Origin of the sequence: Methylobacterium sp. PvP105, from assembly GCF_017876975.1 — a bacterium.
In the GTDB taxonomy this organism is placed as follows: domain Bacteria; phylum Pseudomonadota; class Alphaproteobacteria; order Rhizobiales; family Beijerinckiaceae; genus Methylobacterium; species Methylobacterium radiotolerans.
In genome coordinates this window covers 4,432,265-4,456,799 of sequence record NZ_JAGIPA010000001.1, presented here as the reverse complement: position 1 = coordinate 4,456,799, position 24,535 = coordinate 4,432,265, and the positions used below count along the sequence as shown (strand labels likewise).

The 24,535-nt window shown below is 69.0% G+C and carries 24 protein-coding genes and 4 pseudogenes; 17 read left to right on the top strand and 11 right to left on the bottom strand.

Annotated elements, in window-relative coordinates; translation table 11 throughout:
• Positions 1-96 precede the first annotated feature (96 nt).
• The 6 genes and pseudogenes from J3A75_RS21950 to J3A75_RS21925 all read right to left on the bottom strand — a co-directional run bounded on the left by J3A75_RS21950 (position 97) and on the right by J3A75_RS21925 (position 4,113).
• Positions 97-339, bottom strand: coding sequence for a hypothetical protein (locus tag J3A75_RS21950; RefSeq protein ID WP_063111259.1), 243 nt, complete (start codon positions 337-339; stop codon positions 97-99).
• A gap of 77 nt (positions 340-416) precedes the next feature.
• The gene (locus J3A75_RS21945) at positions 417-1,151 is read right to left on the bottom strand and encodes a hypothetical protein (RefSeq protein WP_063111260.1); all 735 of its coding nucleotides are present in this window, start codon (positions 1,149-1,151) and stop codon (positions 417-419) included.
• On the bottom strand, positions 1,148-1,597 hold the full coding sequence (locus tag J3A75_RS21940) for a hypothetical protein (RefSeq protein WP_063111261.1): 450 nt from the start codon (positions 1,595-1,597) through the stop codon (positions 1,148-1,150). Before J3A75_RS21940 ends, J3A75_RS21945 begins: the two co-directional genes overlap by 4 nt.
• A 1-nt stretch (position 1,598) precedes the next feature.
• Positions 1,599-1,892 carry a hypothetical protein gene (locus J3A75_RS21935; RefSeq protein ID WP_063111262.1) on the bottom strand — a complete coding sequence of 98 codons (294 nt, stop codon included), beginning with the start codon at positions 1,890-1,892 and terminating at the stop codon, positions 1,599-1,601.
• Positions 1,893-2,349: 457 nt separating this feature from the next.
• Positions 2,350-2,898, bottom strand: a pseudogene (locus tag J3A75_RS21930) (uracil-DNA glycosylase family protein); the annotation flags it as partial.
• Positions 2,899-2,929: 31 nt separating this feature from the next.
• Positions 2,930-4,113 (bottom strand): IS3 family transposase gene (locus J3A75_RS21925; RefSeq protein WP_209650745.1). Its coding sequence is split into 2 segments (ribosomal slippage): positions 2,930-3,849 and positions 3,849-4,113, totalling 1,185 coding nucleotides; the frame shifts between segments, so codons are not numbered across the junction.
• A 24-nt stretch (positions 4,114-4,137) separates the two neighbouring features.
• On the opposite strand from J3A75_RS21925, the pseudogene J3A75_RS21920 reads away from it, so the two are divergent.
• A pseudogene (locus J3A75_RS21920) lies at positions 4,138-5,400 on the top strand (efflux RND transporter permease subunit); the annotation flags it as partial.
• 32 nt (positions 5,401-5,432) lie between these two features.
• On the top strand, positions 5,433-5,798 hold the full coding sequence (locus J3A75_RS21915) for a hypothetical protein (RefSeq protein WP_063110628.1): 366 nt from the start codon (positions 5,433-5,435) through the stop codon (positions 5,796-5,798).
• 64 nt (positions 5,799-5,862) lie between these two features.
• On the opposite strand, the gene J3A75_RS21910 is transcribed toward J3A75_RS21915, so the two are convergent.
• From J3A75_RS21910 to J3A75_RS21900, 3 genes are all read right to left on the bottom strand, one after another.
• The gene (locus tag J3A75_RS21910) at positions 5,863-6,033 is read right to left on the bottom strand and encodes a hypothetical protein (RefSeq protein WP_209650744.1); all 171 of its coding nucleotides are present in this window, start codon (positions 6,031-6,033) and stop codon (positions 5,863-5,865) included.
• A gap of 11 nt (positions 6,034-6,044) precedes the next feature.
• Positions 6,045-6,962, bottom strand: coding sequence for a cation diffusion facilitator family transporter (locus J3A75_RS21905; RefSeq protein WP_063110626.1), 918 nt, complete (start codon positions 6,960-6,962; stop codon positions 6,045-6,047).
• 313 nt (positions 6,963-7,275) lie between these two features.
• On the bottom strand, positions 7,276-7,623 hold the full coding sequence (locus J3A75_RS21900) for a hypothetical protein (RefSeq protein WP_209650743.1): 348 nt from the start codon (positions 7,621-7,623) through the stop codon (positions 7,276-7,278).
• A gap of 91 nt (positions 7,624-7,714) precedes the next feature.
• On the opposite strand from J3A75_RS21900, the gene J3A75_RS21895 reads away from it, so the two are divergent.
• Positions 7,715-7,894, top strand: coding sequence for a hypothetical protein (locus tag J3A75_RS21895; protein ID WP_063110625.1), 180 nt, complete (start codon positions 7,715-7,717; stop codon positions 7,892-7,894).
• 89 nt (positions 7,895-7,983) lie between these two features.
• A complete protein-coding gene (locus J3A75_RS21890) occupies positions 7,984-8,433 on the top strand; it encodes a hypothetical protein (RefSeq protein ID WP_209650742.1) in 450 nt (149 codons plus the stop codon).
• Positions 8,434-8,479: 46 nt separating this feature from the next.
• Here J3A75_RS21890 and J3A75_RS36630 read toward each other — a convergent pair whose 3' ends face one another.
• A complete protein-coding gene (locus J3A75_RS36630; protein ID WP_245364883.1) occupies positions 8,480-8,653 on the bottom strand; it encodes a PepSY domain-containing protein in 174 nt (57 codons plus the stop codon).
• A gap of 63 nt (positions 8,654-8,716) precedes the next feature.
• Positions 8,717-9,400 (bottom strand): annotated as a pseudogene (locus tag J3A75_RS21885) (adenylate/guanylate cyclase domain-containing protein); the annotation flags it as partial.
• 799 nt (positions 9,401-10,199) lie between these two features.
• Between J3A75_RS21885 and J3A75_RS21880 the strand changes: the two are divergent.
• From J3A75_RS21880 to J3A75_RS21820, 13 genes and pseudogenes are all read left to right on the top strand, one after another.
• A complete protein-coding gene (locus J3A75_RS21880; RefSeq protein ID WP_063110622.1) occupies positions 10,200-10,604 on the top strand; it encodes a hypothetical protein in 405 nt (134 codons plus the stop codon).
• An 82-nt stretch (positions 10,605-10,686) separates the two neighbouring features.
• Positions 10,687-11,091, top strand: coding sequence for a FixH family protein (locus J3A75_RS21875; protein ID WP_063110621.1), 405 nt, complete (start codon positions 10,687-10,689; stop codon positions 11,089-11,091).
• Positions 11,088-12,644, top strand: coding sequence for an efflux RND transporter periplasmic adaptor subunit (locus tag J3A75_RS21870; protein WP_063110620.1), 1,557 nt, complete (start codon positions 11,088-11,090; stop codon positions 12,642-12,644). The genes J3A75_RS21875 and J3A75_RS21870 overlap by 4 nt, the downstream gene beginning before the upstream one ends.
• Positions 12,641-15,814, top strand: a complete 3,174-nt coding sequence (locus J3A75_RS21865; RefSeq protein ID WP_063110619.1) for an efflux RND transporter permease subunit — start codon at positions 12,641-12,643, stop codon at positions 15,812-15,814. The genes J3A75_RS21870 and J3A75_RS21865 overlap by 4 nt, the downstream gene beginning before the upstream one ends.
• Positions 15,815-15,833: 19 nt before the next feature.
• The gene (locus tag J3A75_RS21860) at positions 15,834-16,310 is read left to right on the top strand and encodes a DUF411 domain-containing protein (protein WP_063110634.1); all 477 of its coding nucleotides are present in this window, start codon (positions 15,834-15,836) and stop codon (positions 16,308-16,310) included.
• A gap of 65 nt (positions 16,311-16,375) precedes the next feature.
• On the top strand, positions 16,376-16,729 hold the full coding sequence (locus J3A75_RS21855; RefSeq protein WP_063110618.1) for a winged helix-turn-helix domain-containing protein: 354 nt from the start codon (positions 16,376-16,378) through the stop codon (positions 16,727-16,729).
• Between the two features lie 99 nt (positions 16,730-16,828).
• Positions 16,829-17,633, top strand: a pseudogene (locus tag J3A75_RS21850) (sulfite exporter TauE/SafE family protein).
• 275 nt (positions 17,634-17,908) lie between these two features.
• Positions 17,909-18,118 carry a heavy-metal-associated domain-containing protein gene (locus J3A75_RS21845; protein WP_063110617.1) on the top strand — a complete coding sequence of 70 codons (210 nt, stop codon included), beginning with the start codon at positions 17,909-17,911 and terminating at the stop codon, positions 18,116-18,118.
• 93 nt (positions 18,119-18,211) lie between these two features.
• A complete protein-coding gene (locus J3A75_RS21840) occupies positions 18,212-18,676 on the top strand; it encodes a hypothetical protein (RefSeq protein WP_063110616.1) in 465 nt (154 codons plus the stop codon).
• 85 nt (positions 18,677-18,761) lie between these two features.
• Positions 18,762-20,501: an efflux RND transporter periplasmic adaptor subunit gene (locus tag J3A75_RS21835; protein ID WP_063110615.1), complete on the top strand. Its 1,740-nt coding sequence runs from the start codon at positions 18,762-18,764 to the stop codon at positions 20,499-20,501.
• Positions 20,502-20,514: 13 nt separating this feature from the next.
• A complete protein-coding gene (locus tag J3A75_RS21830) occupies positions 20,515-23,664 on the top strand; it encodes an efflux RND transporter permease subunit (RefSeq protein WP_063110614.1) in 3,150 nt (1,049 codons plus the stop codon).
• 25 nt (positions 23,665-23,689) lie between these two features.
• Positions 23,690-24,055 carry a hypothetical protein gene (locus tag J3A75_RS21825; RefSeq protein WP_063110613.1) on the top strand — a complete coding sequence of 122 codons (366 nt, stop codon included), beginning with the start codon at positions 23,690-23,692 and terminating at the stop codon, positions 24,053-24,055.
• Between the two features lie 22 nt (positions 24,056-24,077).
• Positions 24,078-24,479, top strand: a complete 402-nt coding sequence (locus tag J3A75_RS21820; protein ID WP_063110612.1) for a DUF305 domain-containing protein — start codon at positions 24,078-24,080, stop codon at positions 24,477-24,479.
• Positions 24,480-24,535 lie beyond the last annotated feature (56 nt).

Here is a 24,535-nt window from a genome sequence, read left to right as displayed (position 1 = left end):
CCCGAGCCCGGACTTACGCGATACCGCGGCCGGTGGGCGGGCGTCTCCAGGGCGCCACTGGTTCGATTAGAGCACCAAATTTGGATTCGTGAAGGCCTACGCGGCGAGCCACTCACCCGCGGCATGCGCCTCTTCCTCCGTGGCGAACCGCTGCTGAGTGAACCGGAAGATCGGCAGGTCGGCCTTCTCGCCGCCCTCTTTGTCGAGCCAAGCCTTCCCATCCCAATAGTGAGCGGACCCGAAGGCCCCCTCGTATTCGAGGTCCCAGGCATGGATCGTTCCGTACCAGCCCGGTTCGGATGGCTGATCAACATCGACGTCAAGGGGCTCGGTCGCCATGCTCGTCTCCGTGACAAACCGCTCGCGGCCGCGACAAGCCGCATGATTCAGGGGCCGAAAACGACAAACCGCGCGCGTTAGGCAGCCAGTCCTGCCAGCGCCTCGGCGTCCTCGGCCGGCGGAGGCGGCTCCTCGGGCCGGCCGCCCCCGCCGAGGTGGATGAGGTAGCAGCGCAGCTCGGCGATCCAGCGCACCTGGCGTTCGGCTGGCCAGTCTCGATGGACATCCCGGATGAGGCCCGAAGCCTGCCTGAGCGTCCACGACGACATGTCCCGCGAAACGAACTCGTAGATGATCCACCGATCCGGAATCGCGCTCTCCGGCGAGAGGTCCAGGATCTCCGCCAGCAGGCGCTCGATGATAGGCTTGGCGAACTCGGCGTGGCGGCTGTCGAGCGGGCTCCTGCCGCGGACCTCCGGCAGGCGTAGGCACCCCCCGTTGTAGAAGCGGCGGTAGTGCAGCCTGTCAGGATCGATCCGGTGGATCCGGAGGTCGGGCCCCCTGCCGACGATGCGCAGCAGGCCGAGATGCAGACCGTTGCGGGCAAGATCCGAAGACTCTACGACCTTCGTTGTATCGAGGATGACGTAGCCGAAGCCGCGGCGCTCTGCCTTCCAGCGCATCCACCCCTCGATGAAGTCGATCGGCTTGACCCCATCGAGCTCGGTTTCGGCGAGTTGCGTCGCGAAGAGTTCGTGCAGGTCGAGTTCGATCGAGTGGACCGACTTGTGGAGGGTCATCCACTGGCCGCGAAGATAAACTTCGAAGCGCTCGGCTGCGATCTCGGGCAGCAGGCGATCCGCTCGCTTCACGCCAGCCTCCTCTTCCTCGCCGCGTCCGCCCGGCGCTGCGCCCGGTTCGCCCCGGGTACGGGTGGCTCGGCATGCCGGGCCGGCTCGCGAGTCGTGGAGACCATGGACGTGAGGCGCCCCATGAGACGGGCGAACTCGGCCGCGGCGGCCTCTGTCTCCGCCCGTTGCTCGGCATAGTAGCTGGCGGGATCCACCGCCTGGCCCCGCTCCAGGGCATCGGCCTGCTCGGGGGTGGCGACGTAGATCCGCATGCCGACGATCGAGACGTCGCCGTCCATGTGGTACTCGACGGGAGCGCCCCGAAGGCGCGATGAGTCCATCAAGCGCTCGAAGGTCGCCTCGTCCTTGCAGTAGATCCCCGGCCGCATCGCGTCGGGCCGGAGCTCGCCCGTCGCCGGGTCGCGGTCCTCTCGGGTGAAGGCGGGCTTGAACCAGCAGGTCGTCATGTCAGGCTCCCCACGTATGGGCGACGGCGGACCGCCGCTTGTCGATCTCGGCCGCGATCGCGGCGTCGATGATCGCCAAGGGGTCCGTCGAGACGTGGGGGCCCGAGGATCCGGACCAGCGTTCGAGTGGGTTACGGCTTGAGATCGTGAAGTGGCCGCCGTTATCCCGCGACCACATCAGGCCGACGGCGGGCTTCAAGATTTCCGTGGCAAGGACGAGCGCCCCCTCGATCGAGGCAAACCAGCTGAATTGGCCTGCGCTGACGCCCGGGAGGAACGCGTACCGTGCGTACATCCCCGATCCCATCGGCACGAAACCATCGGGGAGAAAGCCTGTTCGGGTCAGCTGGCAGACCTAAATAAACATCTTGCCGAAAATAATGTGCTTGCCAATCCTCCGCCAACGACCCCCGGCAGAAAATAAACTCGCGCCGACATTGGGTCCAACCCAGCTTCTATGGCCAAGTCAGAGGCTGCCAGCACCTGTGAACCCCGCCGCAGACATGGATGTCCGCATAGGATCGAGATAAAGTGGGAGCAGAAAAATGACTCGCAGCAGCCACTACGGCATCAATATGTGCCGTGGTCCGAGATCTAAGTCCTTGTTTTTGCTGCGTTGATTTGAAAAATCGTAGCGCCCGCTTAACCGAGCAGGCAATCTGATCGACCGCCATTTTGCTCAGGCTAATGCGCACCTCGAGTTCAGTGACATAATGACGTCACCGTCACAAGCAGACCGGACCACCCGACGCCTAGTTCGGCTCGGCGTGAACCATCACTCGGGCGACCTCTTCCCTCAGTACAGGCAGCAGCTCCGCCTCGAACCAGGGCTCGCGCTTGAGCCAGCCGTTGTTGCGCCAGGACGGGTGGGGCAAGGGCAGGACCCGGGGGCGGCGCGGCTCGGACAGGATCTCGCGCCAGCGCCGCACCGTGCCGGTGAGGCCACCCTCCATCCGCCCGAGATGCCACGCCTGCGCGTACTGGCCGATCACCAGGATCAGTTCGAGGTTCGGCAGGCCGGAGAACAGCTCCACCCGCCAGCGCTCAGCGCATTCCCGGCGGGGCGGCCGGTCACCGCCTTTCGCGTCCAGGCCTGGAAAGCATGCGCCCATCGGCAAGATGGCGACGCGGTCGGCATCATAGAATTCTGGCTCCCTCAGACCAAGCCAGTTGCGTAGGCGAACACCCGACGGGTCCTTGAAAGGCACACCTGATCGATGCGCCCGACTGCCCGGTGCCTGACTTGCGATACAGAGCCGTGCCTTGCCCGAGCCCTGCACAATAGGTCGGGGCTCCTGTGACCAGCCCCCACGCGGTGGTCCGAGTTCAAATTTAGTGCAGGGTCGGCCTCTGCTCTACGGGTAGCTTGGCCGACGGAGCCGGTCGGGCGAGCGCAGTCGGCCAAGCGGTCATGGCTGGCACGAACACCTCCGGCGCTGGTGGCTTATAACCAAGCGCACCGTGCGGGCGGATCGTGTTGTAGTGCCGACGCCAGCTTTCGATGATGATCTGTGCCTCCCTCAGGGTGTAGAAAATCTCGCCGTTCAGGAGTTCATCCCGCAATCGCGCGTTGAAGCTTTCGACAAAGCCGTTCTCCCATGGTGAGCCCGGCGCGATGTAGGCGGCCTTTGCGCCAATGGCCGCAATCCAGGACTGCACCGACTTGGCGATGAACTCGGGTCCGTTGTCTGAACGAACGTGCTGGGGCACGCCGCGCAGGATAAACAGGTCCGAGAGCACGTCGATCACGTCAGCTCCCTTCAGCTTGCGCGCAACGCGGATCGCCAGACATTCGCGGGTGAACTCGTCGACGACGTTCAGCATCCGGATTTTGCGCCCGTCATGGGTGCGCGCCTCGACGAAGTCATAGGCCCAGACGTGGTCGCGCCGCTCCGGTTTGAGCCGGAGGCAGGAACCATCCCCGTCCCACAGCCGGCCCTTCTTCGGCTGGCGGCCGGGCACCTTCAGCCCCTCGCGCCGCCAGATCCGCTCGACCCGCTTGTCGTTGACCAACCAGCCGGCCGCCTTCAGCAGCGCGCCGATCTTCCGGTAGCCGTAGCGCCCGTACCGGCGCGCCAGCTCCACAAGATCGGCGGACAGCGCCGCCTCGTCGTCTCTGCCCCGCGGCACCTTGCGCTGGGTCGAGCGATGCTGCCCGAGCGCACTGCAAGCGCGGCGCTCGGAGACGTCCAGGACGTCCATGACATGCTCGATGCAGGCGCGTCGGCGCGCGGGGCTGGTCAGTTTCCCCGGGCAGCCTCCTGCAGGATCAGCTTGTCGAGCGTGAGATCGGCGATTGCTTTCCGGAGCCGCTGGTTCTCGGTCTCCAGGTCCTTCATGCGCCGGACCTGGTCGCTCTTCAGGCCGCCGTACTCCTTGCGCCAGCGGTAGTAGGTGACCTCCGTCACGCCGATCGTGCGGATCGCGTCCCCGACGCTCTGGCCCTGCGAGACCAGCACATCCACCTGCCGCAGCTTGGCGACGACATCCTCCGGCTTGTGCCGCTTCGTTCCCATCTGTCCGTCCTCATCCTGGCCCGAAAGCCATACCTCAGGGCGGACCACTTCATTGGGGGCAGATCAGCGGTCCTCCCGGTCAACGTCAACGTCGGCCAGCCGATCTCGCACCGGCTCGACCACATGCTCTCGGGCGTGCGCGCCGAGATCGCGCTGAAGATCTTCGGCGAGGACCTCGACACCCTGCGGTCCCTCGCCGAGGACATCCGCGGGCGGCTCGCCGACATCCCCGGGCTGGCCGACCTGCAAGTCGAGAAACAGGTGCTCATCCCGCAACTGGAGATCCGCGTCGACTACGCCCGGGCCGCCCTCTACGGGGTCCAGCCGGCAGCACTGGTCGAGCAGCTGAGCCGGCTCTCGAACGGGCAGGTGGTCTCACGCGTAGTCGACGGGTACCGCCGCTTCGACGTGGTGATGCGCCTGTCCGACGCCATGCGCACCACCCAGCGGCTCGGCGACATGCTGGTCGAGACGCCGTCGGGCTGGGTCCCCGCCCGGCAGATCGCCGACATCCGCGAGACCGACGGGCCGAACCAGATCCTGCGCGAGAACGCCCGCCGCCGCATCGTGGTCCAGGCCAATACGCAGGCCGGCTCCGACATGGGCAAGATCGTGAAGGCCATCCAGGAGAAGGTGGCGGCGGTGAGCCTGCCCAATGGGTACACGCCGAGCCTGGAGGGTTCGTTCCAGGCTCAGGCGGAGGCAAGCCGGACCATCGGCCTGCTCTCGCTGCTCTCGCTCGCGCTGGTCTTCGCGCTGCTCTACAGCCGCTACCGCTCGGTCGTGTTCACGGCCATCATCCTGGGCAGCATCCCGCTCGCGCTGATCGGCTCGGTCGCCGCCCTGTGGCTGGTCGGGCAGCCGCTCTCGGTGGCCTCGATGATCGGCTTCATCACGCTGACAGGCATCGCCACCCGCAACGGCATCCTCAAGATAAGCCACTACCTGAACCTGGCGATCCACGAGGGCATGCCGTTCGGCCGGGAGCTCGTGATCCGCGGCAGCCTGGAGCGGCTGGCGCCGGTGCTGATGACGGCGCTCTCGGCCGGCGTCGCCCTGGTGCCGCTGCTGGTCGGCGCCGACGCGCCGGGCAAGGAGATCCTCCATCCCGTGGCGGTGACGATCTTCGGCGGCCTGATCAGCGCCACGCTCCTCGATACGGTGCTGACCCCGGTCCTGTTCCTGACCTTCGGGCGCGCGCCGCTGGAGCGGTTGCGGGACGATGCCCGTCACGGTCCCGAGGCTTCACCCGCGGCCCCGCGAGGCGCGCCCGCCGAGGCGTTCTGAACCTTCCCCACCATCCGAGAAAGGACACCGACATGCGCTCCCCCCTCCCCAGCACCATCCTCGCCCTCGCGCTCGCCCTGGCGTCGCCTTGCCTCGCCGCGGGCCCGAACGGCGGCCAGACGACTGTCGCCGACGGCCATCCCATCGAGTTCGTCTCGACCGACACGGGCCTCACGTTCTTCGTGACGGGCGAGGACGGCAAGCCGGCCGACACGGCCAGCCTCTCGGCCAAGGCCTTCGTCCAGGCCGGGGGCAAGACGGAGACCCTGGCCCTGAAGCCGGCGGCACCGAACAAGCTCGTCGCCGACCTGAAGGCGCCGTTGACGACGGGCGCGAAGGTCGTGCTGTCGGCGAAGGTGCACGGACACAACATCCAGGCGCGTTTCGAGAAGCAGTAGGACCGGGGTCCGGGCCGGCGGCACACGCCCCTCCGGGCGAAGCCCCCGGGCCCGGCGCCTCTCGTCAGGTGAAGCGGACCAGGATCACCAGAAACCCGATCATCAGCAGGACCAGCGCCATCTCCTTCAGGAGGTCACGGCCCGCCGCGCGCCTCAGGTGCTCGGCCGCCCGCCGCTTCCTCCGATTCTTGGGGCCCCAGTAAAGCTGCTGGCGGCCGAGCTTCTTCCCTGCCATGCTCGCCCCCGTCACACCGGCAGGGGAACGGCCTCGGCCGCGAGGGCCTCGTCCTCGACCTGGATGGTGACGTGCTCGATGCCGTGGCGTTCCTTCAACATGGCGCGGACGCCCCGGATCACGTCCGGGCTCCGGGCAAGGTCGTCCACGACCACGTGCCCGCTCATCGCGTCGAAGCCCGAGGTCAGCGTCCAGGCATGCAGGTCGTAGGCCCGCCGGACATTCGGCATCGCCTCGATCCTGGCCTTCAATGCATCGAGGTCGACGCCCGGCGGCGTGCCCTCCAAGAGGACGTGCAGCGCCTCGGCCAGGAGGCGCCAAGTGCGCGGCACGATGAACAGGCCGATACAGGCGCCGACGAGCGGGTCGACCCAACGCCAGCCGGTTCCCATCACGACGAGCGCGGCGACGATGACGCCGACTGAGCCCAGCATGTCCGAGAACACCTCGAAATAGGCGCCCTTGACGTTGAGGCTTTCCGACGAGCCGCCGGCGAGCAGCTTCATGCTGGCGAGGTTCACGCCGAGGCCCACGAACGCCACCAACATCATCGGCCAGCCGAGGATCTCGGTCGGCTCCACGAACCGGCGGTATGCCTCGTAGAGGATGTAGGCCGTCACCCCGAGCAGCACGACCGCGTTGGCAAGCGCCGCCAGGATCTCGAAGCGCATGTATCCGAAGCTCTTGCCCGGTGTCGGCGCCTTGGCGGCGTAGTGTATGGCGAGCAGGGATAGGGCGAGGCCGCCGGCGTCGGTGACCATGTGCGCGGCGTCGGCCAGGAGCGCGAGGCTGCCGGTGAGCAGGCCGCCCACGACCTCCGCGGCCATGTAGGTGAGAGTCAGCGCGAGCGCCCAGGCGAGGCGCCCCTTGTTCCGGGCCGCCGCCGAGCCGGACGGGATGCCGCCCCCGTGCGAATGTCCATGTCCCATGTGGCGTCCAGTCCTTCGCGTTCGATGGGGCACCCGCCGACCGGCGGAGCCGAACGGGTTAGCCGGGGTCGCATGACCCTACGTTGGTTCGCTCGGCCCTGCCCGCGGAGATCAGGGACGTTCACGGACCCCGACATTGCGGGCGAACTGGGCGCGCGACGCACTGATACAGGCGAGAGATCAGCGCTCGAAGTCTACGAGGCAGTCGGTGCAAGGTGCGCCGCCTCATTCGCGCTCCGGTGATGGGTCCTGCCATACCTGGATGTCGATTAACCCGATGGATGATCAGATCAGCATGCCCTATGGCTGGAACTCATCCTAAAACACGTCGCAGATTGCTCGCGAAGTCCCGCGCAAGCCCGGGCGCCCGCACGGCGATATCCTCATAAAATTGTTTCCCAACCGTGCTTTCCTGGGAATAGTCCGGAGGGATATTCCCTATCGTGCGAGCGATTTCCGGGATTACCGCCTCCCTTTCTTCGCACGGAAGCTTGTTGATGACAAATGTCATCATCGCGATTGTCGATGTTTTGAGAACCGCGATCATCGCCGCCGTCGTAACGGACAAATGATAGATCTGTTTGTCATTCATGGCCCCACCTTTGACTCTCGCTGTGATGTCATGATTGGCTTTGATCCCGTGATGCTCGCTTGCGGCCATCGGGAACTCGTCGACCGTCGGCCGGCCGTCTCAATGGTCGGGTGTGCCGACGAGATCGGCGATGTGGGCGCCGGCCGGATGACCGGTCGACATGCGATGTGATTGCGAGCAGGCCGCGAACTTCGGCATTGCCGTCGGCCTGGAGGCGGTGTTCCTGGCGACGACGGAGGCCGGTCTCACGGGGCGCTGGCCTGCGATCCTGGCCGACATCGGCGCCACGGTTCTCATGACCGCGAATGCCCTCCGGCCCCCGCGGACGCCGGCTGGATGACCCCGAGGTCCCGCACGCACCCGTCGCAGGACCGTCAGGCAGCGCGGGCGATGCGGGGGCTCATGCGTCGAACGTACGTGGAGGGCGGTATGGCGAATGAGGTTTCGATGAAGCGGCGCGCGCTTTTCGGCTGTGCAGGTATCCTTCTGCCGTTCCTATCGGGATGTGGGGGAAGTGCGCTACCGGGCATCCAACTTGGCTCGGACGATGGAGGCAGCACGCTCGGCTTCGACTCCCTGCCTTTCCGGATCGAACGCGTCGACGGAAGCGTCCTGACCGGCCATGCGTCGGTCCGCCTCCTAGGGGTCAGCTTCTTCGCGCGCGACGCCACGGGGTACGTCGCGTGCAGCGGCAGCTTCACGTTGGATCTCAAGCATGCGGCCGTGCCGGTGAGCGTCGACTGCACCGGCGCGGGCATCTTGCATGGCACCGTGACGACGGCGCGGGCCGACCATGGGGAGGGGGCATTCACCGAGCGGTCCGGGGACACCTCGACGTTCCGCTACGGCGCGCCGCTCTCGCCGGCCACGGGTAGTTGAGTGCCGTCCCTGTGACCGGTGCGGCTCCCCGGTCGGCTGCGGCATCTCAGTCATCCGCCCGCTCGGACAGCATCGCCCCCGTCCGCGGATCGACATGGAACCTCACCTCCATGCCGTTTTTGATCCCCTTGCCGTCCCACAGCCCGTCATCGGGTTTGAGCTCCGTGACCGACGTGTAGCCCGTGTCCAAAAGCCTTTGGCGGATTTCCGCGGCCGGCATCCAGTCCGCGCCGACACGACCGTCGGCAAGGGCCGTCGGCGGGATCTGTCCCGTCTCGCGTGGCGTCATCCAGGACCAAAGCCCGAGGCCGCCGAGGGCGGCGAGGATGAGCAGCCCGCCGGCGAGGGCGGGACGTCCCGACAGCCGGTGCGCCGCGGGCCGGACCCGGATCGCAGGTTCGGTCTCGCCTTCATCCTCGGCCGGCATCGACAGTATGGCCGCGGCGGGCAGCGCGAACATGCCGACCGGCCGGGCGATGTTCTTCAACGCCTGCTTGCCTCGATCCTCGAATGGGTAGCCGAGCTTGTCCCGTACCTGATCGTGGACCGTGTGCGAGATGCAGATCCCGCCCGGCTCCGCGAAGGGTTCGAGCCGAGCCGCCACGTTGACGCCGTCGCCGTAGAGGTCGCCGTCCGGCTCGGCGACGACGTCGCCGACGTTGATGCCGATGCGCAGCCTGAACGCGTGGTCGTCGGACACGCCGGCTTCACGCGTCAGCATCGCCCGCTGGATCGCGACGGCGCAGGACACGGCCCGGACCGGGCTGGGGAATTCGGCGATCAGGCCGTCGCCGGTCGACTTCACGACGCGGCCCCGGGCTGCCTCGATGCGTGGATCGAGCAATTCCCGGCGCAGGCCCCTGAGCCGGCGCAGCGTCCCCGCTTCGTCGGCACCCATAAGGCGGCTATAGCCGACGACATCGGCGACCAGGATGGCGGCGAGCCGTCGCTCGTCGACCTCGTCCATGCGTTTCTCCCGGGACAATCTCCTCCAGCCTGCACCGCGCCCGCCGCGGATGGAAGGTCATGTCCCGAAGGAATCGTGCGGGCGGGCGTCCGGGATCACGACAGACCGAAACTGGGTTCATCGTCGATCCGTCTCTCCGCGCGGACTTGCCGGCCGATGGCGGCCCCGACGCGGCCTGCGGTCCGCTTGTCAGCCAAGATGCCAGCCGCCCCGGCGGCGGAGCGGCCGGCTTGCAGGTCCAGGAGCCAAGCACTGGGTATCGCGATTGCCGTGTCGGCTTGTTGGTCGGGTCCGAAGCCCTCTCAAGGACCTGAACGTCACCCATGCCGCGGCCCGCCTCAACGTCAGTCCGACGTCCGCGCATCCGGAGCGATCCGGCCTATACGTGGCTGCGGAGGCAGGTGCATCGCTGCGCTGAGACGGCATCGGGGAAGGCTGCCCCCTCTACTCGGACATGAGCGATGGCAGCTCCGGATGCGGAAGCGGACCCGGGCAGCCTGACCACGAGACGTCCGAAACCCACGGAGGCTGAGCGAAAACGCCGCGGCGGTGGAAGGATCTCCCCTCAAGCACTCCGGATGGCGCAGGAATTCATGTTGTGCCGGCATCCGAACGGCCTCTTGGCGGGCTGGAAAAGCCGGCGGACAAGAAATTGTTCTCCGGGTGCGGGACGTGCCCGCGTTTTCACGCGGCTTCCACGCCGTTCGGACTTCACGTGCGGGTGCAAAGCGCCGGATTTTGCCCGCCCGGCCGACGTGTAGGGCTTTCATCGGGGCCCGGATTTTGGCATCCTAATCCCGTGACCCTCTGGCTCGCCCTCCGGCGATTGTTGCCGCTCCTCGCGGTCATCGGCTTCGCCCTGACGCCTGTCGCCATCCCTGCGGCGACCACGGGTATGCGCGCCTTCGCGGCGCCGTCGGCCCACGTCCACCACCGCGCCATGCCTGACATGGACATGGGCCCTGACGCGGACGGCATGGCCATGGACGACATGCCCTGCTGCCCGCACGAGAAGGCCGCCAAGCCCGATTGCGGCAAGGGCTGCCCGCTGATGGCGCTGTGCCTTGCCACCGCGGTCTCGCTCCTGCCCGCGTCGGTCGCCGTCCCGGTCCCCGGCGCGACCCGTGCATCGCCGACTTGGCCCGGCGCTGCGGCGCTCGCCAGCGTGCGGGCGCCGCCGCTACCGGAGCCTCCCCGAGCCTGAACCGATGACGCCGGCGCCGCATGCGCCGGCACGGTGACGCGCGCCCGCGCGGCCCTCCCCATCGTGTTCAGGAGACATCCCAGTGACCAGGAATTCCCTCGCGCGCGCCGTTGCGGCCGCGCTGCTCGGCGTCGCCCTGTCGACCCCGGCCCTGCCGGCGCTCGCCGACGTCAAGGACTACCAGTTCCAGCTCGTCCAGGAGGAGGCGAAGGTCGGCGACGCGGTCCTCGCGGTCCGGCTCCTCGACAAGCGCACCGGCAAGCCGGTGACCGACGCGGTGATCTTCGCCAAGCGCCTCGACATGGCCCCTGACGCCATGGAGGAGATGGCCACCAAGGTCGAGCAGGTTCCCTCGACCGAGCCCGGCATCTACCGCTTCAAGGCCCATCTCGGGATGCAGGGCCGCTGGCGCCTGTCTCTGGCCGCGAAGGTCGAGGGCGAGACCGGGACGGTCGAGGACAAGCTGATCGTCCGGGCCGCGAAATGAGCCGATCCGCATGGTTGGCCGGGTCCCTCGCCGCGCTCGCGGCCTGGGGCGCCGGGCTCTGGGTCGGGCACGACGGACCGGCCGTGTCCGACCTCGTGGCGAGGGCGGCATCGAGACTGCCGGTCGCGTTCGTCGATCGGGCGCGGGACGGGTTCGCGCGCTGGATGCCGTCCGCGCCGGGGCCGGCTGCGGCCCGTCTCGCCGCCGCGTCCGGTCCGGTCGTCTACTACCAGGATCCGGACGGGAAGCCGTCCTACTCGCTCGCGCCGATGGTGACAGGGGACGGGCGGGAGTTCCGAGCGGTCCATGCCAGCGAGGACGTGCGGTTCGACGGCGAGGACGCCGAGGCCGGAGCCATGGCCGCCGGGATGGCGGGTGAAGATATGACTGGCCACGACATGGGCAAGGGCGGGATGGAGGCCGGGGCGGCCGGTCCCGGCAGTCGGCGCGTCCTGTACTACCGCAACCCGATGGGGCTGCCGGACACCTCGCCGGTGCCGAAGAAGGACTCGATGGGGATGGACTACATCCCCGTCTACGCGGGCGAGGACGAGGACGGCAGCGTCGTGACCGTCTCGCCCGGCAAGGTCCAGCGCACCGGGGTCCGGACCGAGGCCGTCGAGCGGCGAGCCGTCGCGCAGCCCGTGCGCGTGCCCGGCACCGTGACGCTCGACGAGCGGCGGGTCACGGTCATCGCGACCCGCTCGGATGCGTATGTCGACCACGTGGAGGACGTCACCACCGGCGACCGCGTCCGCAAGGGCCAGGCGCTGGTCCACGTCTACTCGCCCGAGATCAACGCGGCAGCCGCGCAGCTCATCGCCAACCCAGGCTTCGACGGCGCTCGGCGACGCCTGCAGAACCTCAACGTCTCCGAGGCGGTCATCGACGAGATGGAGCGCACCCGGAAGGTGCCGATGGCCATCACGTGGTCGTCGGCCCGGGACGGCATCGTCCTGCAGCGGACCGCCGTGGAGGGCATGAAGGCGGCGGCCGGCGACACCTTGTTCCGCATCGGCGACATCTCGGTCATGTGGGTGCTGGCCGACGTGCCCGAGCGCGACCTCGCGGGTGTGCGCGTCGGGCAGCCGGTGACCCTGCGCTTGCGCTCGGCTCCGGGGCGCACGTTCTCGGGCAAGGTCGGCGTCATCTATCCGCAGGTGAACCCAGAGACCCGCGCCACGCGGGTCCGCATCGAGCTACCGAACCCGGACGGCGCCCTGCTGCCCGACATGTACGCCGAGGCCGAGATCGCCACGGGGACGGGCAAGCCCGTCGCGGCGGTCCCCGACGACGCGGTCATCGACACGGGCGCGCGGCAGGTGGTGCTCATCGACCGTGGCGAGGGCCGCTTCGAGCCGCGCGAGGTCAAGGTCGGAATCCGCGGCGGCGGCTACACCGAGATCCGCGACGGCGTCGTGGTCGGCGACCGGGTGGTCACGGCAGCGAATTTCCTCATCGACGCCGAGAGCAACCTGAAGGCGGCGCTTCAATCCATGGCCGCCCCGAAGGCGAGCGACCGGCAAGCCTCGAACCTTGGGGGCAAGCCATGATCGCGCGCCTCATCGGCTGGTCCGCCCGCAACCTCGTCCTGGTGCTGGTCGGCACCGTATTCGCCGTGGCCGCGGGCGTCATGGCGCTGCGGACGCTGCCGCTCGACGCCATCCCCGACCTCTCGGACGTGCAGGCCATCGTCTACACCGAGTACCCCGGCCAGGCTCCCCAAGTGGTCGAGGACCAAGTCACCTACCCGCTGACCACCGCCATGCTGACGGTGCCGAAGGCCAAGGTGGTGCGCGGCTTCTCGTTCTTCGGGGTCAGCTTCGTCTACGTGATCTTCGAGGACGGAACCGACCCGTACTGGGGCCGAAGCCGAGTGCTGGAGTACCTCAACGCGGCCGGCAGCCGCTTGCCGGCGGGCGTGACCCCGACCCTCGGGCCGGACGCCACCGGCGTCGGCTGGGTCTACCAGTACGTGGTCGTGGCCAAGGAGCGCACGCTCGCGGAATTACGCTCCCTCCAGGACTGGGTCGTCCGCTTCGGGGCCTCGCGCGCCGAGGGCGTCGCCGAGGTCGCGGGCGTCGGCGGCTTCACCAAGCAGTACAACGTCGTGGTCGACCCGAACCGCCTACGGGCGCAGGGGATCTCGCTCAACAAGCTCCGCGACGCCATCCGGGCGAGCAACGCCGACGTCGGCGGGCGCACGGTCGAGCTCTCCGAGTTCGAGTTCATGGTGCGCGGACGCGGCTACCTGCGGAGCGTGGCCGACATCGAGGACATCGTCCTGAAGACGTCCGGCGGCGCGCCGCTGCGGGTACGGGACGTCGCCCGGGTCGAGCTCGGACCCGACGAGCGGCGGGGCATCACCGAGATGAACGGCGAGGGCGAGGTCGCCGGCGGCATCGTGCTGCAGCGCTTCGGCGCCAACGCCCTCAACGTCATCGAGAACGCGAAGGCGAAACTCGCGGAGGTGGCGAAGAGCCTGCCGGCCGGCACCGAGATCCTGCCGGTCTACGACCGCTCGCAACTCATCGACGCGGCGATCGAGACGCTACGGCATACGCTGGTCGAGGAGAGCGTCGTCGTCTCCCTCGTGTGCATCGTGTTCCTTCTGCACGTCCGAAGCGCGCTGGTCGCCATCCTGATGCTGCCGGTCGGCATCCTGATGGCCTTCGCCGGGATGAAGGCGCTGGGGCTGGGCGCCAACATCATGTCGCTCGGCGGCATCGCCATCGCGGTCGGCGCGATGATCGACGCGGCCATCGTGATGATCGAGAACGCCCACAAGCACCTGGAGCGGGCGCCGCCGGGCAAGCGACGGGTCGAGATCCTGATCGAGGCGGCGGGCGAGGTCGGCCCCTCGCTGTTCTTCTCGCTCCTCATCATCACCGTGAGCTTCCTGCCCATCTTCACCCTGGAGGGCGAGGAGGGGCGTTTGTTCGGCCCACTCGCGCTCACCAAGACCTTCGCCATGGCGGCGGCGGCGCTCCTGTCGGTGACCCTGGTGCCGGCGCTGATGGTGTTGTTCGTGCGCGGACGGATCATCCCGGAGCATCGCAACCCGGTGAACCGGCTTCTGATCCGGCTCTACCGTCCCGTCATCGCCGGCGTGCTGCGCGCCCGGGTGTCGACCATCCTGCTTGCCCTGGGCGTCCTGGCGGCCACCGTCTGGCCGGCGCGCCAGCTCGGCTCGGAGTTCATGCCGGAGCTGAACGAGGGAACGCTGATGTACATGCCGACGACCCTGCCTGGCATCTCGGTGACGAAGGCCGGCGAGTTGCTGGCGACCCAGGACCGGATCATCAAGTCGTTCCCGGAGGTCGCCTCGGTCTACGGCAAGGCGGGGCGCGCCGGCACCGCGACCGACCCGGCGCCGATGGAGATGTTCGAGACCATCATCAGCCTCAAGCCGAAGGCGGAGTGGCGCCCGGGCGTGACGCTGGCGAGCCTCAAGGCCGACATGGACCAGGCGCTGCAGTTCCCGGGCGTCTCGAATGCCTGGACGCAGCCGATCCGCGCCCGCATCGACATGCTGTCGACGGGCATCCGCACCCCGGTCGGCATCAAGGTGCTCGGGACCGACCTCGGCGCCATGGAGAAGGTCGCCCGCCAGGTCGAGGCGGTGGTGCGGGCCGTGCCGGGCACGTCGAGCGCCTACGCGGAGCGGGTCATCGGCGGGTACTTCCTCGACATCGCGCCCGACCGGGAGGCGCTCGGCCGCTACGGCCTGACGGTCGGCGACGTGCAGGACGTCATCGCCTCGGCGCTCGGGGGACAGTCCGTGACGAACACGGTGGAGGGGCGCGAGCGCTACACCGTCAACGTGCGCTACCCGCGAGCCTTCCGCTCGGATCCCAAGGCCATCGCGGACGAGGTGCAGGTACCGCTGCCCGCCGGCGGGACGGTGCCGCTCGGCGAGGTCGCGAAGGTCGAGCTCACGCGGGGGCCGACCTCGATACGGACCGAGAACGGCCAGCTCGCGGTCTACATCTTCGTCGATCTCACGGGGCGGGACCTCGGCGGCTACGTCGCCGATGCGCGGGCCGTGGTCGACAGCGAGGTCAGGTTGCCCCAGGGGACAACGCTGCAGTGGAGCGGGCAGTACGAGTACCTGGAGCGCGCCGAGGCGCGTCTCAGGATCGTGGTGCCGCTGACGCTGCTGGTCGTCTTCCTGCTGCTCTACCTCAACTTCCGCAGGCTGACCGAGACCCTCATCGTGATGCTGTCGCTGCCCTTCGCCCTCGTCGGCGGCGTCTGGCTGATGTGGTGGATGGGCTTCAACATGTCGGTCGCGGTTGCGGTGGGGTTCATCGCGCTAGCCGGCGTCGCCGCCGAGACCGGCGTGATCATGCTGGTCTACCTCGACCACGCCCTCGACGAGGTCCGGGCGGAGTGCGTGCGCGAGGGACGCCCGTTCACGAGCGAGGATCTGCGGCGGGCCATCATGGTCGGCGCGGTCGAGCGGGTCCGGCCCAAGATGATGACGGTGGTCGCCATCATGGCGGGTCTCCTGCCCATCCTCTGGAGCACCGGCTCGGGCTCCGAGGTCATGCAGCGCATCGCGGTGCCGATGATCGGCGGGATGGTCTCCTCGACCTTGCTGACCCTCGTCGTCATCCCGGCGGTCTACGCCCTGGTGAAGGGACGGGGGCTGCCCCCGGCCGGCGCGGTCCGCGAGGGGACGAGCGGTGAGGCGATGCGGCTGCCGCAGGCGGCCGAGTAAGAGCGAACGGGAGATGACGATGAGGAACGATGCGATGCCATCCCGACGTGCCGTGCTCGTGGGCTTGGCGGCGGGGCTTGCGCTCGGACGGGGCGCCTTGGCGGAGGGGCTGCCGACGGTCGCGGTGACCAAGGACCCAAGCTGCGGCTGCTGCGAGAGGTGGGTCACCCACCTGCGTAGGGCCGGCTTCACCGTCACCGTGACCGAGGGCCCGGTGAACCCGCTCAAGATCCGTCTGGGGGTGCCACGCGAGCTTGCCTCCTGTCACACCGCCCAGGTCGGCGGCTACGTGGTCGAGGGGCACGTCCCGGCCGGAGCGATCAGACGGCTTCTGACGGAGAAGCCCAAGGGCACGGGACTGGCCGTGCCAGGCATGCCGGTCGGGTCGCCCGGCATGGAAGTCGAGGGCATGGAGCCGGACATCTACGAGGTCGTCCTGTTCGGCCCAGAGGGACGCAGTTCCTTCGCCCGGTACCGCGGGAGTGCAGTGGTCTGAGAGCAAAGTCGGGGTGAACGCGCTTCTCAAGGCGGCGAGACAGGCGCACGCGACGCGGAGGCGGGATGGACGAGACGAGCATCACGCTCCGGGTCGAGCTGCGGGCCGATACCCTGCTCGGACCCGGCAAGGCTGCCCTCCTGCAGGGCATCCGCGAGAGCGGATCTATTGCCGCCGCCGGACGCCGCATGGGCATGAGCTACAAGCGCGCGTGGTACCTGATCGACACTCTGAACAGGTCCTTCCGCGCGCGCCTGGTCGAAGCAAGCAAGGGCGGCAAGGCCGGCGGCGGGGCGCGCCTGACCGCAACCGGCCATGCCGTAATTGAGGGCTATCGGCGGATGGAGGCGGCTGCATCTTCGGCCACGGCCGGCGAACTGGCCCGGCTCGAAGCTCTCCTGAGACCTGCCGAAAACTGAGAAATTGCGCTCAAGCGTTCGGGCTTGCGAGATAGCCGCACGGCTATATCGCAAGCCCATGAGCCTAGCCACGCACCAATCCACCATCGGCCTCCGGGCATGACCGCCGCAATCCGGTCGGCTCCGCGCCGTAGCTCGGTCCGAGCCTTCCTCGGAGGTGGGCTGATCGACCCTCGGCGGCCTGATCGGCCTCGGTGGCGCCGAGTTCCGGCTGCCGCTGCTGATCGGCACCTTCGGCTTCCCGGCCCTGGAGGCAGTCATCGTCAATAAGGCGTCGAGCCTGGTGGTGGTGGCGTGCGCCCTGCCGTTCCGGGCGGGCACCGTGACCATCGGCGAGGTCGCCGCGCACTGGCCCGTCATCGCCAACCTGCTCGCCGGCAGCCTGGTGGGCGCTTGGCCCGGGGCGGGGTGGGCGACACGGTTGCGGTCGGCGACCCTGCACCGGGTCTTCGCGGTCCTGCTGGTCGCCATCTCGACGCTGCTGTTCGTCGGCCACGGCCACGGCTCGGGCGCGCAGGCGCTGTATGGCACGGCGCTCCTCGCGGCGGGCGTCGCCGTTAGCCTCGTGATCGGCGTCGTGGCTGCCCTGCTCGGCGTCGCGGGCGGCGAGCTCCTGATCCCGACGCTGGTGCTGCTGTTCGGCGCCGACATCAAGCTCGCCGGCAGCCTGTCGCTGGCGGTGAGCCTGCCGACGATGGTAGCGGCGTTCGCGCTCTACAGCCGCGATGGCAGCTTCAACGTACTGGCCCGCGAGCGGTCCTTCGTGCTTTTCATGGCGCTGGGCTCAATCTGCGGCCCCTTCGTGGGCGCGTCGCTGCTCGGTCTGGTTCCGGCGGTCGTGCTTCTACCGGCGCTCTCCGTGATCCTGCTGCTCTCCGCCGCGAAGGTGTGGCGGTACGCCTGAACCGACCCAGCGGCAACCAGTCCGTCTCCGACGACCGCCCGACGGGGGGCTATGCTCCATGGATCGGACACTTCGGCGCGACACCTCTCAGGGCTTGCTGGAGCCGCACGACCGGCCATCCATAGACGGCGATCGATCACGCAGGCCGGCCGCCTGCCTCCGCTGGCCGACCTTGCGGACGCGCCGGGCAGGCATAGCGGCAAGAAGGATGGACCCTTGACCTTCCCATCATGGGAAGCCCCATCTGGGTGTGACGCCATCCAAGGGAGTGCGTCATGCTTCGCTTCAAGGTCGAGAAGATGGGCTGCGGCGGCTGCGCCAAGTCGGTGACCCGCGCGGTCCAGGATATCGAGCCGAACGCCCGGGTCGAGGTCGACCTGGGGGCCAAGCTCGTGACCGTATCGGATGCCGCGGGCCCGGCGAGCCGGATCGCCCATGCCATCGCCGCGGTGGGCTACCCGGCCGAGTTGCTGCTAGCAGCTTGAAACGCCGCCACGGCAACTAAATCTTCGTTTGCGGCATTCACGTCCCATCGGCGGACATAGTCCCGCCACTCGAACCGGTGTAAGCTAGATTTCATGAGCCTCGACCGGCATATCGTGCGCCTGATGGCGGCGATGATCCTCGCGATCATCGCCTACGTCGCGCCGTCCGCCGTCCAGGCCCACGAGGGTCACGCACATCACGGCCACCACATGGCCGCGGCACCCGTGGCCCGCGCCGCCCCGCCGACGGCAAAGGCGGCGCCCGTGCCCGCCAAGCCAGAGGCCCGATCCGAGGCTCCGATCTGGACCAAGGTCGCGCTTCCGTTCGCTGCCGTCGAGCCGGCCCGCATAGAGCCGACCGAGAGCGGTTGCTGCCAGCCCGGCTGCAAGACCCGCTGCTGCGGTCCGATGGCCTGCTGCGCGACTGGCGTCCTGTCCGCGCCCTATGCCTTGTCGCCGGTCCTGTTCCGGATCGTCATGCTGATCCCGCGCGACGTCGCCGGCCGTCCGGGCCCCGGCCCCGAAGCCCTGCCCAAGCCCCCACGAACCCTCGCGTGAAGTAGGGCGCGCCTGAGGCGCGCGACGCCCGGATTGCGTCCGCGAACGCCGCAGTCCGGACTTCTCGACGCGAGGATTCCCATACATGTCCACCCGTTTTGCCGCCGCCTACGGCGCGGTGGCGCTTCTTGCCGCCGTCCTGGCGGAGCCCGCGCATGCCCATGGCGGGCACGACCACGGCGCCGCGCCCCCGCCCGTCACCAAGACCATCGCCCCGCGCGGCGAGGCGCTCTCGGACGCCTTCGAGCTCGTCGCCATCCCGCGCGACGGCACTCTGACGCTGTTCCTCGACCGCTTCCGGACGAACGAGCCGGTGACCGGCGCGACCATCGAAATCGAGACGCCCGAGGGCCCGAAGGTCGCGACCGCCGCGCCCGACGGCGGCTACGCGCTGCCGGCCCCGTGGCTTTCGAAGCCCGGCCGGCACGAGCTCCTGGCCACCGTCACGACCGGCGACGCCGTCGACGTGCTGACCGTTGCCGTGACCATGCCAGAGCTTGCAGGCCACGCGTCCGCGCCCCCCCCCAAGTCGGCACCGGCGCAAGCGGCGCTGGGACGCGTTTCCGAGGTCGCCCATGGCATCGGGGAGCGCCTGACGGCCAGGGACCCGGCCCTGATGGCCGCGGTCGCCGTGGCCTTCCTGCTCGGCGTGCTCGTGACGGTGCTCGCGCGGGGTCGCCGCACCGCGCCAGCGGTGGCGTTGCTCGCGATCGGCATCACCATCGTTCTCGGCACGGCCGCCTTCGCGCACGGTGACGAGGACCACGGTGCTCCAGTTCAGGGGGCGGCCCTGATCGAGCCGCGGCCGGGCGCGCCGGCGACCAACGACCTCGCGCAGCGCCTGCCAGATGGCTCCGTCTTCGTGCCCAAGCCCACCCAGAGGCTTCTTGTCCTGCGCACCGCCATGACCGAGCAGGGCAGGTTCCACCGCTCGGTCGAGCTCCCGGGCCGGATCATCCCGGACCCGAACGCCAGCGGCGTCGTCCAGTCCTCGGTCGGTGGCCGCCTGTCGCCGCCGCCTTCCGGCATCTTCCCGCGCCTCGGCACCAGGGTGCGCAAGGGCGACGTGCTCGCCACCGTCACCCCGCCGATCCAGGCGGTCGACGTCTCGGACATGCGCCAGACCCAAGGGAACCTCGACCAGCAGATCTCCATTGTCGAGCGCCGGGTCGACCGCTACAAGCGGCTCGCCCTCACCGGTGCGGTGGCCCAGACCCAGCTCGACGACGCCCAGGCCGAGCTCCAGGGCCTCCAGGACCGGCGCGCGGCCCTCGACAAGATCCGGCAGCAGCCCGAGCCGCTCGTGTCGCCCGTCGACGGGGTGGTCGCGCAGGCCGCGGCGGTCGCCGGCCAGATGGCCAGCCCCGGGCAGATGGTCTTCCAGGTCGTCGACCCGAACCGCCTCTGGGTCGAGGCGCTCAGCTTCGACGCCCTGACGGCGGCCGAGAACGCCACCGCCCGGCTCGCGGATGGGCGCACCTTGAAGCTCGCCTACCAGGGTGCGGGCCTCGCCGACCGCAACCAGGCCATCCCGGTGCAGTTCGCGATCCAGGGCGACGCCTCCGGCCTGCGGGTCGGACAGTTCGTCACCGTGCTGGCCGGGACCGACCGCGAGCAGTCTGGCTTGGCGCTGCCGCGCTCGGCGGTCGTGCGCACCGGCAACGGCCAGGACGTCGTCTACGAGCACACCACGGCGGAGCGCTTCGAGGCGCGGCCGGTTCGTACCGAGCCGCTCGACGGCGGCCGCGTCCTGGTGGCGGAGGGGATCGGACCCGGCAAGCGGGTCGTGACCCAGGGCGCCGAACTCCTCGACCAGGTCCGCTGAGGAGGCCCGCCCGATGTTCACCTTCCTCGTCGGCCAGTCGGTCCGCAACCGCCTGCTCGTCCTCGCGCTCGCCGCGGTGCTGGTGCTGTACGGCGCCTTCACCGCCACCAAGCTGCCTGTCGACGTCTTCCCCGACCTGAACCGCCCGACCGTTACCATCATGACGGAGGCGGAGGGCTTCGCACCGCAGGAGGTCGAGCAACTCGTCACCTACCCCATCGAGACCCGGATGAACGGGCTGCCGGGGGTAACCCGGGTACGCTCGGTCTCGGGCGTGGGGCTCTCCATCACCTACGTCGAGTTCGACTGGGGCACGGACATCTACCGGAATCGCCAGCAGGTCGCCGAGCGGCTTTCGCTGGTGCAGGACCAGCTCCCGCGCGGCGTCACGCCGGTGATGGGTCCGATCTCGTCCATCATGGGTCAGATCCTGCTGGTGGCAGTCACCGGCGAGAGCGCGAGCCCGATGCAGGTGCGCGAGATCGCCGACTTCACCATCCGGCCGCGGCTGCTGACCATCCCGGGCGTGGCGCAGGTCATCCCCATCGGTGGCGAGGTGCGCCAGTTCCGGGTCAGCCCGAACCCCGCGGCGATGCGGGCTCTCGGGGTGACGAACGCGCAGCTCGAGACGGCGCTCGCCCAGTTCGGCACCAACGCCGGCGGCGGCTTCACCGACCAGAACGCGCGCGAGTACCTGATCCGGAACATCGGCCGGACCATGAGCCTCGACGACCTGCGCAACCTCGTGGTCGCGACGGTCAACGACGCGCCCGTGTACCTGCGCCAGGTCGGCGAGGTGTCCTTCGCCGCGAAGGTGAAGCGCGGCGACGCCGGCTACATGGCCAAGCCCGCGGTCATCGTCTCGGTCGAGAAGCAGCCGGACGTCGACACGGTGCGGCTGACCCGCAGCATCGAGACCGCCCTGAAGGAGCTCAACCCGACCCTGCCCGGCGGGATCAAGGCCGACCAAGTCCTGTTCCGGCAGGCGGACTTCATCGAGACCTCGATCCGCAACGTTGAGCGTGTCCTGGTCGAGGCCGTGCTGGTGGTGGCGGTCGTGCTGTTCGCCTTCCTGCTGAACGTGCGCACCACCGCCATCTCGCTGCTCGCCATCCCGGTCTCGGTGCTGACGACCGCGCTGGTCTTCCACCTGTTCGGCCTGTCGATCAACACGATGACGCTCGGCGGCCTGGCCATCGCCATCGGCGAACTCGTCGACGACGCGGTGGTCGACGTCGAGAACATTTATCGCCGGCTGGGCGACAACCGGCGGGCGGGCAACCCGCAGAGCGTGTTCCAAGTGGTGGTGGAGGCCTCGAACGAGGTTCGCTCCGGCATCGTCTACGCAACCTTGATCATCATCCTGGTCTTCGTGCCACTGTTCGCGCTCTCCGGCATCGAGGGTCGGCTCTTCGCGCCGCTGGGGCAGGCCTACATCATCTCGATCCTGGCGAGCTTGCTCACCTCCATCACCTTGACCCCCGTGCTGGCGTCCCTGCTGCTGCCGGGGCTCAGGAACCTGGAGGAGCACGACAGCCGCTTCCTCAGGCTGCTCAAGCGGGGCAACGCCGCCCTCCTGCGGGCCGCCTTCCGGCACCAGGGCTTGCTAGTCGGCACCGTCGCCGTGGCCGTGATCGCCGCGGGCGTGGCGGCCTGGAACCTGCCCCGGGCCTTCCTGCCGCCGTTCAACGAGGGCTCGTTCACGGTCAACATGACCTTCAACCCGGGCATCTCGCTGGCCGAAAGCAACCGGGTCGGGCTGATCGCCGAGAAGCTGCTCCTGGACATCCCGGGCGTGAAGGCGGTGGGCCGCCGGACCGGACGGGCCGAGCTCGACGAGCATGCCGAGGGCGTCCACGCCTCGGAGATCGAGGTGGCACTGGACGAGGGCACGAAGCGCCCGAAGGAGGCGCTCGTCGCCGACATCCGTGGCCGTCTCGCCGCGCTGCCGGTCGCGGTCAACGTCGGCCAGCCGATCTCGCACCGGCTCGACCACATGCTCTCGGGCGTGCGTGCCGAGATTGCCCTGAAGGTGTTCGGTGACGACCTCGACGCCCTGCGCCGGGTGGCCAATTCCCTGCGCGAGCGGATGGCCACGATTCCTGGCCTCGCCGACCTGCAGGTCGAGCGGCAGGTGCGCATCCCGCAGTTGGAGGTGCGCGTCGACTACACCAGGGCAGCCCTCTACGGCGTCCAGCCGGCGGCGGTGGTCGACCAGATCAGCCGCCTCTCGAACGGGCGTGTGGTCTCGACGGTGGTCGACGGCGTTCGTCGCTTCGACGTGGTGCTACGCCTGTCGGAGGACCGTCGCACGACCGCAGGACTGAGCGACCTGCTGCTGGAGACGCCCTCGGGCTGGGTGCCGGCCCGGCAGGTGGCCGACATCCGCGAGACCGACGGGCCGAACCAGATCCTGCGCGAGAACGCCCGGCGCCGCATCGTGGTGCAGGCCAACACCGACGGCGCGAGCGACATGGCCACCATCGTGGCGGCCATCCGCGAGGCCGTGGCGAAGGAGCCGCTGCCGCCGGGCTTCTTCACCAGCCTGGAGGGTACCTTCCAGGCGCAGGAGGAGGCGAGCCGGACCATCGCGGCGCTCTCCGCGCTGTCCCTGGCCCTGGTCTTCGCCATCCTCTACAGCCGCTACCGCTCGGCCGCGCTCGCCCTCATCATCATGGGCAACGTGCCCCTGGCGCTGATCGGCTCTGTCGCGGCCCTGTGGCTGGTCGGGCAGCCGCTCTCGGTGGCGTCGATGATCGGCTTCATCACGCTGACCGGCATCGCGGCGCGCAATGGCATCCTGAAGATCAGCCACTACCTGAACCTGTCGCTCCACGAGGGGGTACCGTTTGGGTCGGACCTCGTCGTGCGCGGCAGCCTGGAGCGGCTGACCCCCGTGCTGATGACGGCGCTCTCGGCGGGCGTGGCGCTTGTGCCGCTGCTCTACGACGCCGCGAGCCCGGGCAAGGAGATCCTGCACCCGGTCGCGGTGACGATCTTCGGCGGCCTCGTCAGCGCGACGCTGCTCGACACCTTCCTGACCCCGGTCCTGTTCCTGCGCTTCGGCCGCAGGCCGCTGGAGCGGCTGCGCGCCCTGCACGCCGAGGCGCCGGCCCAGCCATCCCCGGACGGCGCGCGCCCGCGCCCGGCCGGGGCCTACTGACCCGCACATCCCCAGGAGACCCAAGATGTTCCTACCCAGACTGGCCCTGATCGCCGTCCTCCTCACCGCGTCCGCCGTCTGCGCCCACGAGGCCGCCGGCCAGCACGGTGGGCGCGTTGCGGACGCGGGCGACTTCCACGTCGAACTCGTGGCCAAGGGCGAGAGCGTCGACGTCTACGTCTCGGACGCCAAGCAGAAGCCGGTCGCGGCCGCCGGCTTCAAGGGTACTGCCATCCTCGTCGTCGGCGGCAAGCCGGCCCGGGTCGCGCTGGAGCCCGCCGACGGCAACCGCCTGACCGGCAAGGCCGCAGCGGCTCTCGGCGACAGCCCGAAGGGCGCCGTGCAGCTCACCGGCCCGGACGGCGCCACCGCCAGCGGCAAGTTCAACTGACCCTTCGACAGGAAATGCCTCAATGAAGACCCTCACTACGACCCTCGCCGCCGCAGCCCTGGCCCTCGGCTTCGCAGGCTCGGCGGTCGCCCACGAGATGAAGGGCGACGAGCACATGGATCATGCCGGCCACCACCCCGTGCCGGCGGCCACGTCCCAGACGGACACGCCTGCGACCAGGGCATTCCGCGACGTCGACGCGGAGATGCACCGGAACATGGACATCCGCTACTCGAACGACGTCGATGTCGACTTCGTGCGCGGCATGATCCCCCACCACAAGGGGGCCGTCGCCATGGCCAAGGTCGCCCTCCAGTATTCCAAGGACCCCGAGATCCGGAAGCTGGCCGAGGACATCATCAAGGCCCAGGACATCGAGATCACGCAGATGGAGGCGTTTCTCAAGAAGAAGGGCACCAAGTGAGCCGTCACCTCCGCGCGAGGCGGCGCTCCCAAATCCGTGAACGTCCACAGTATTTA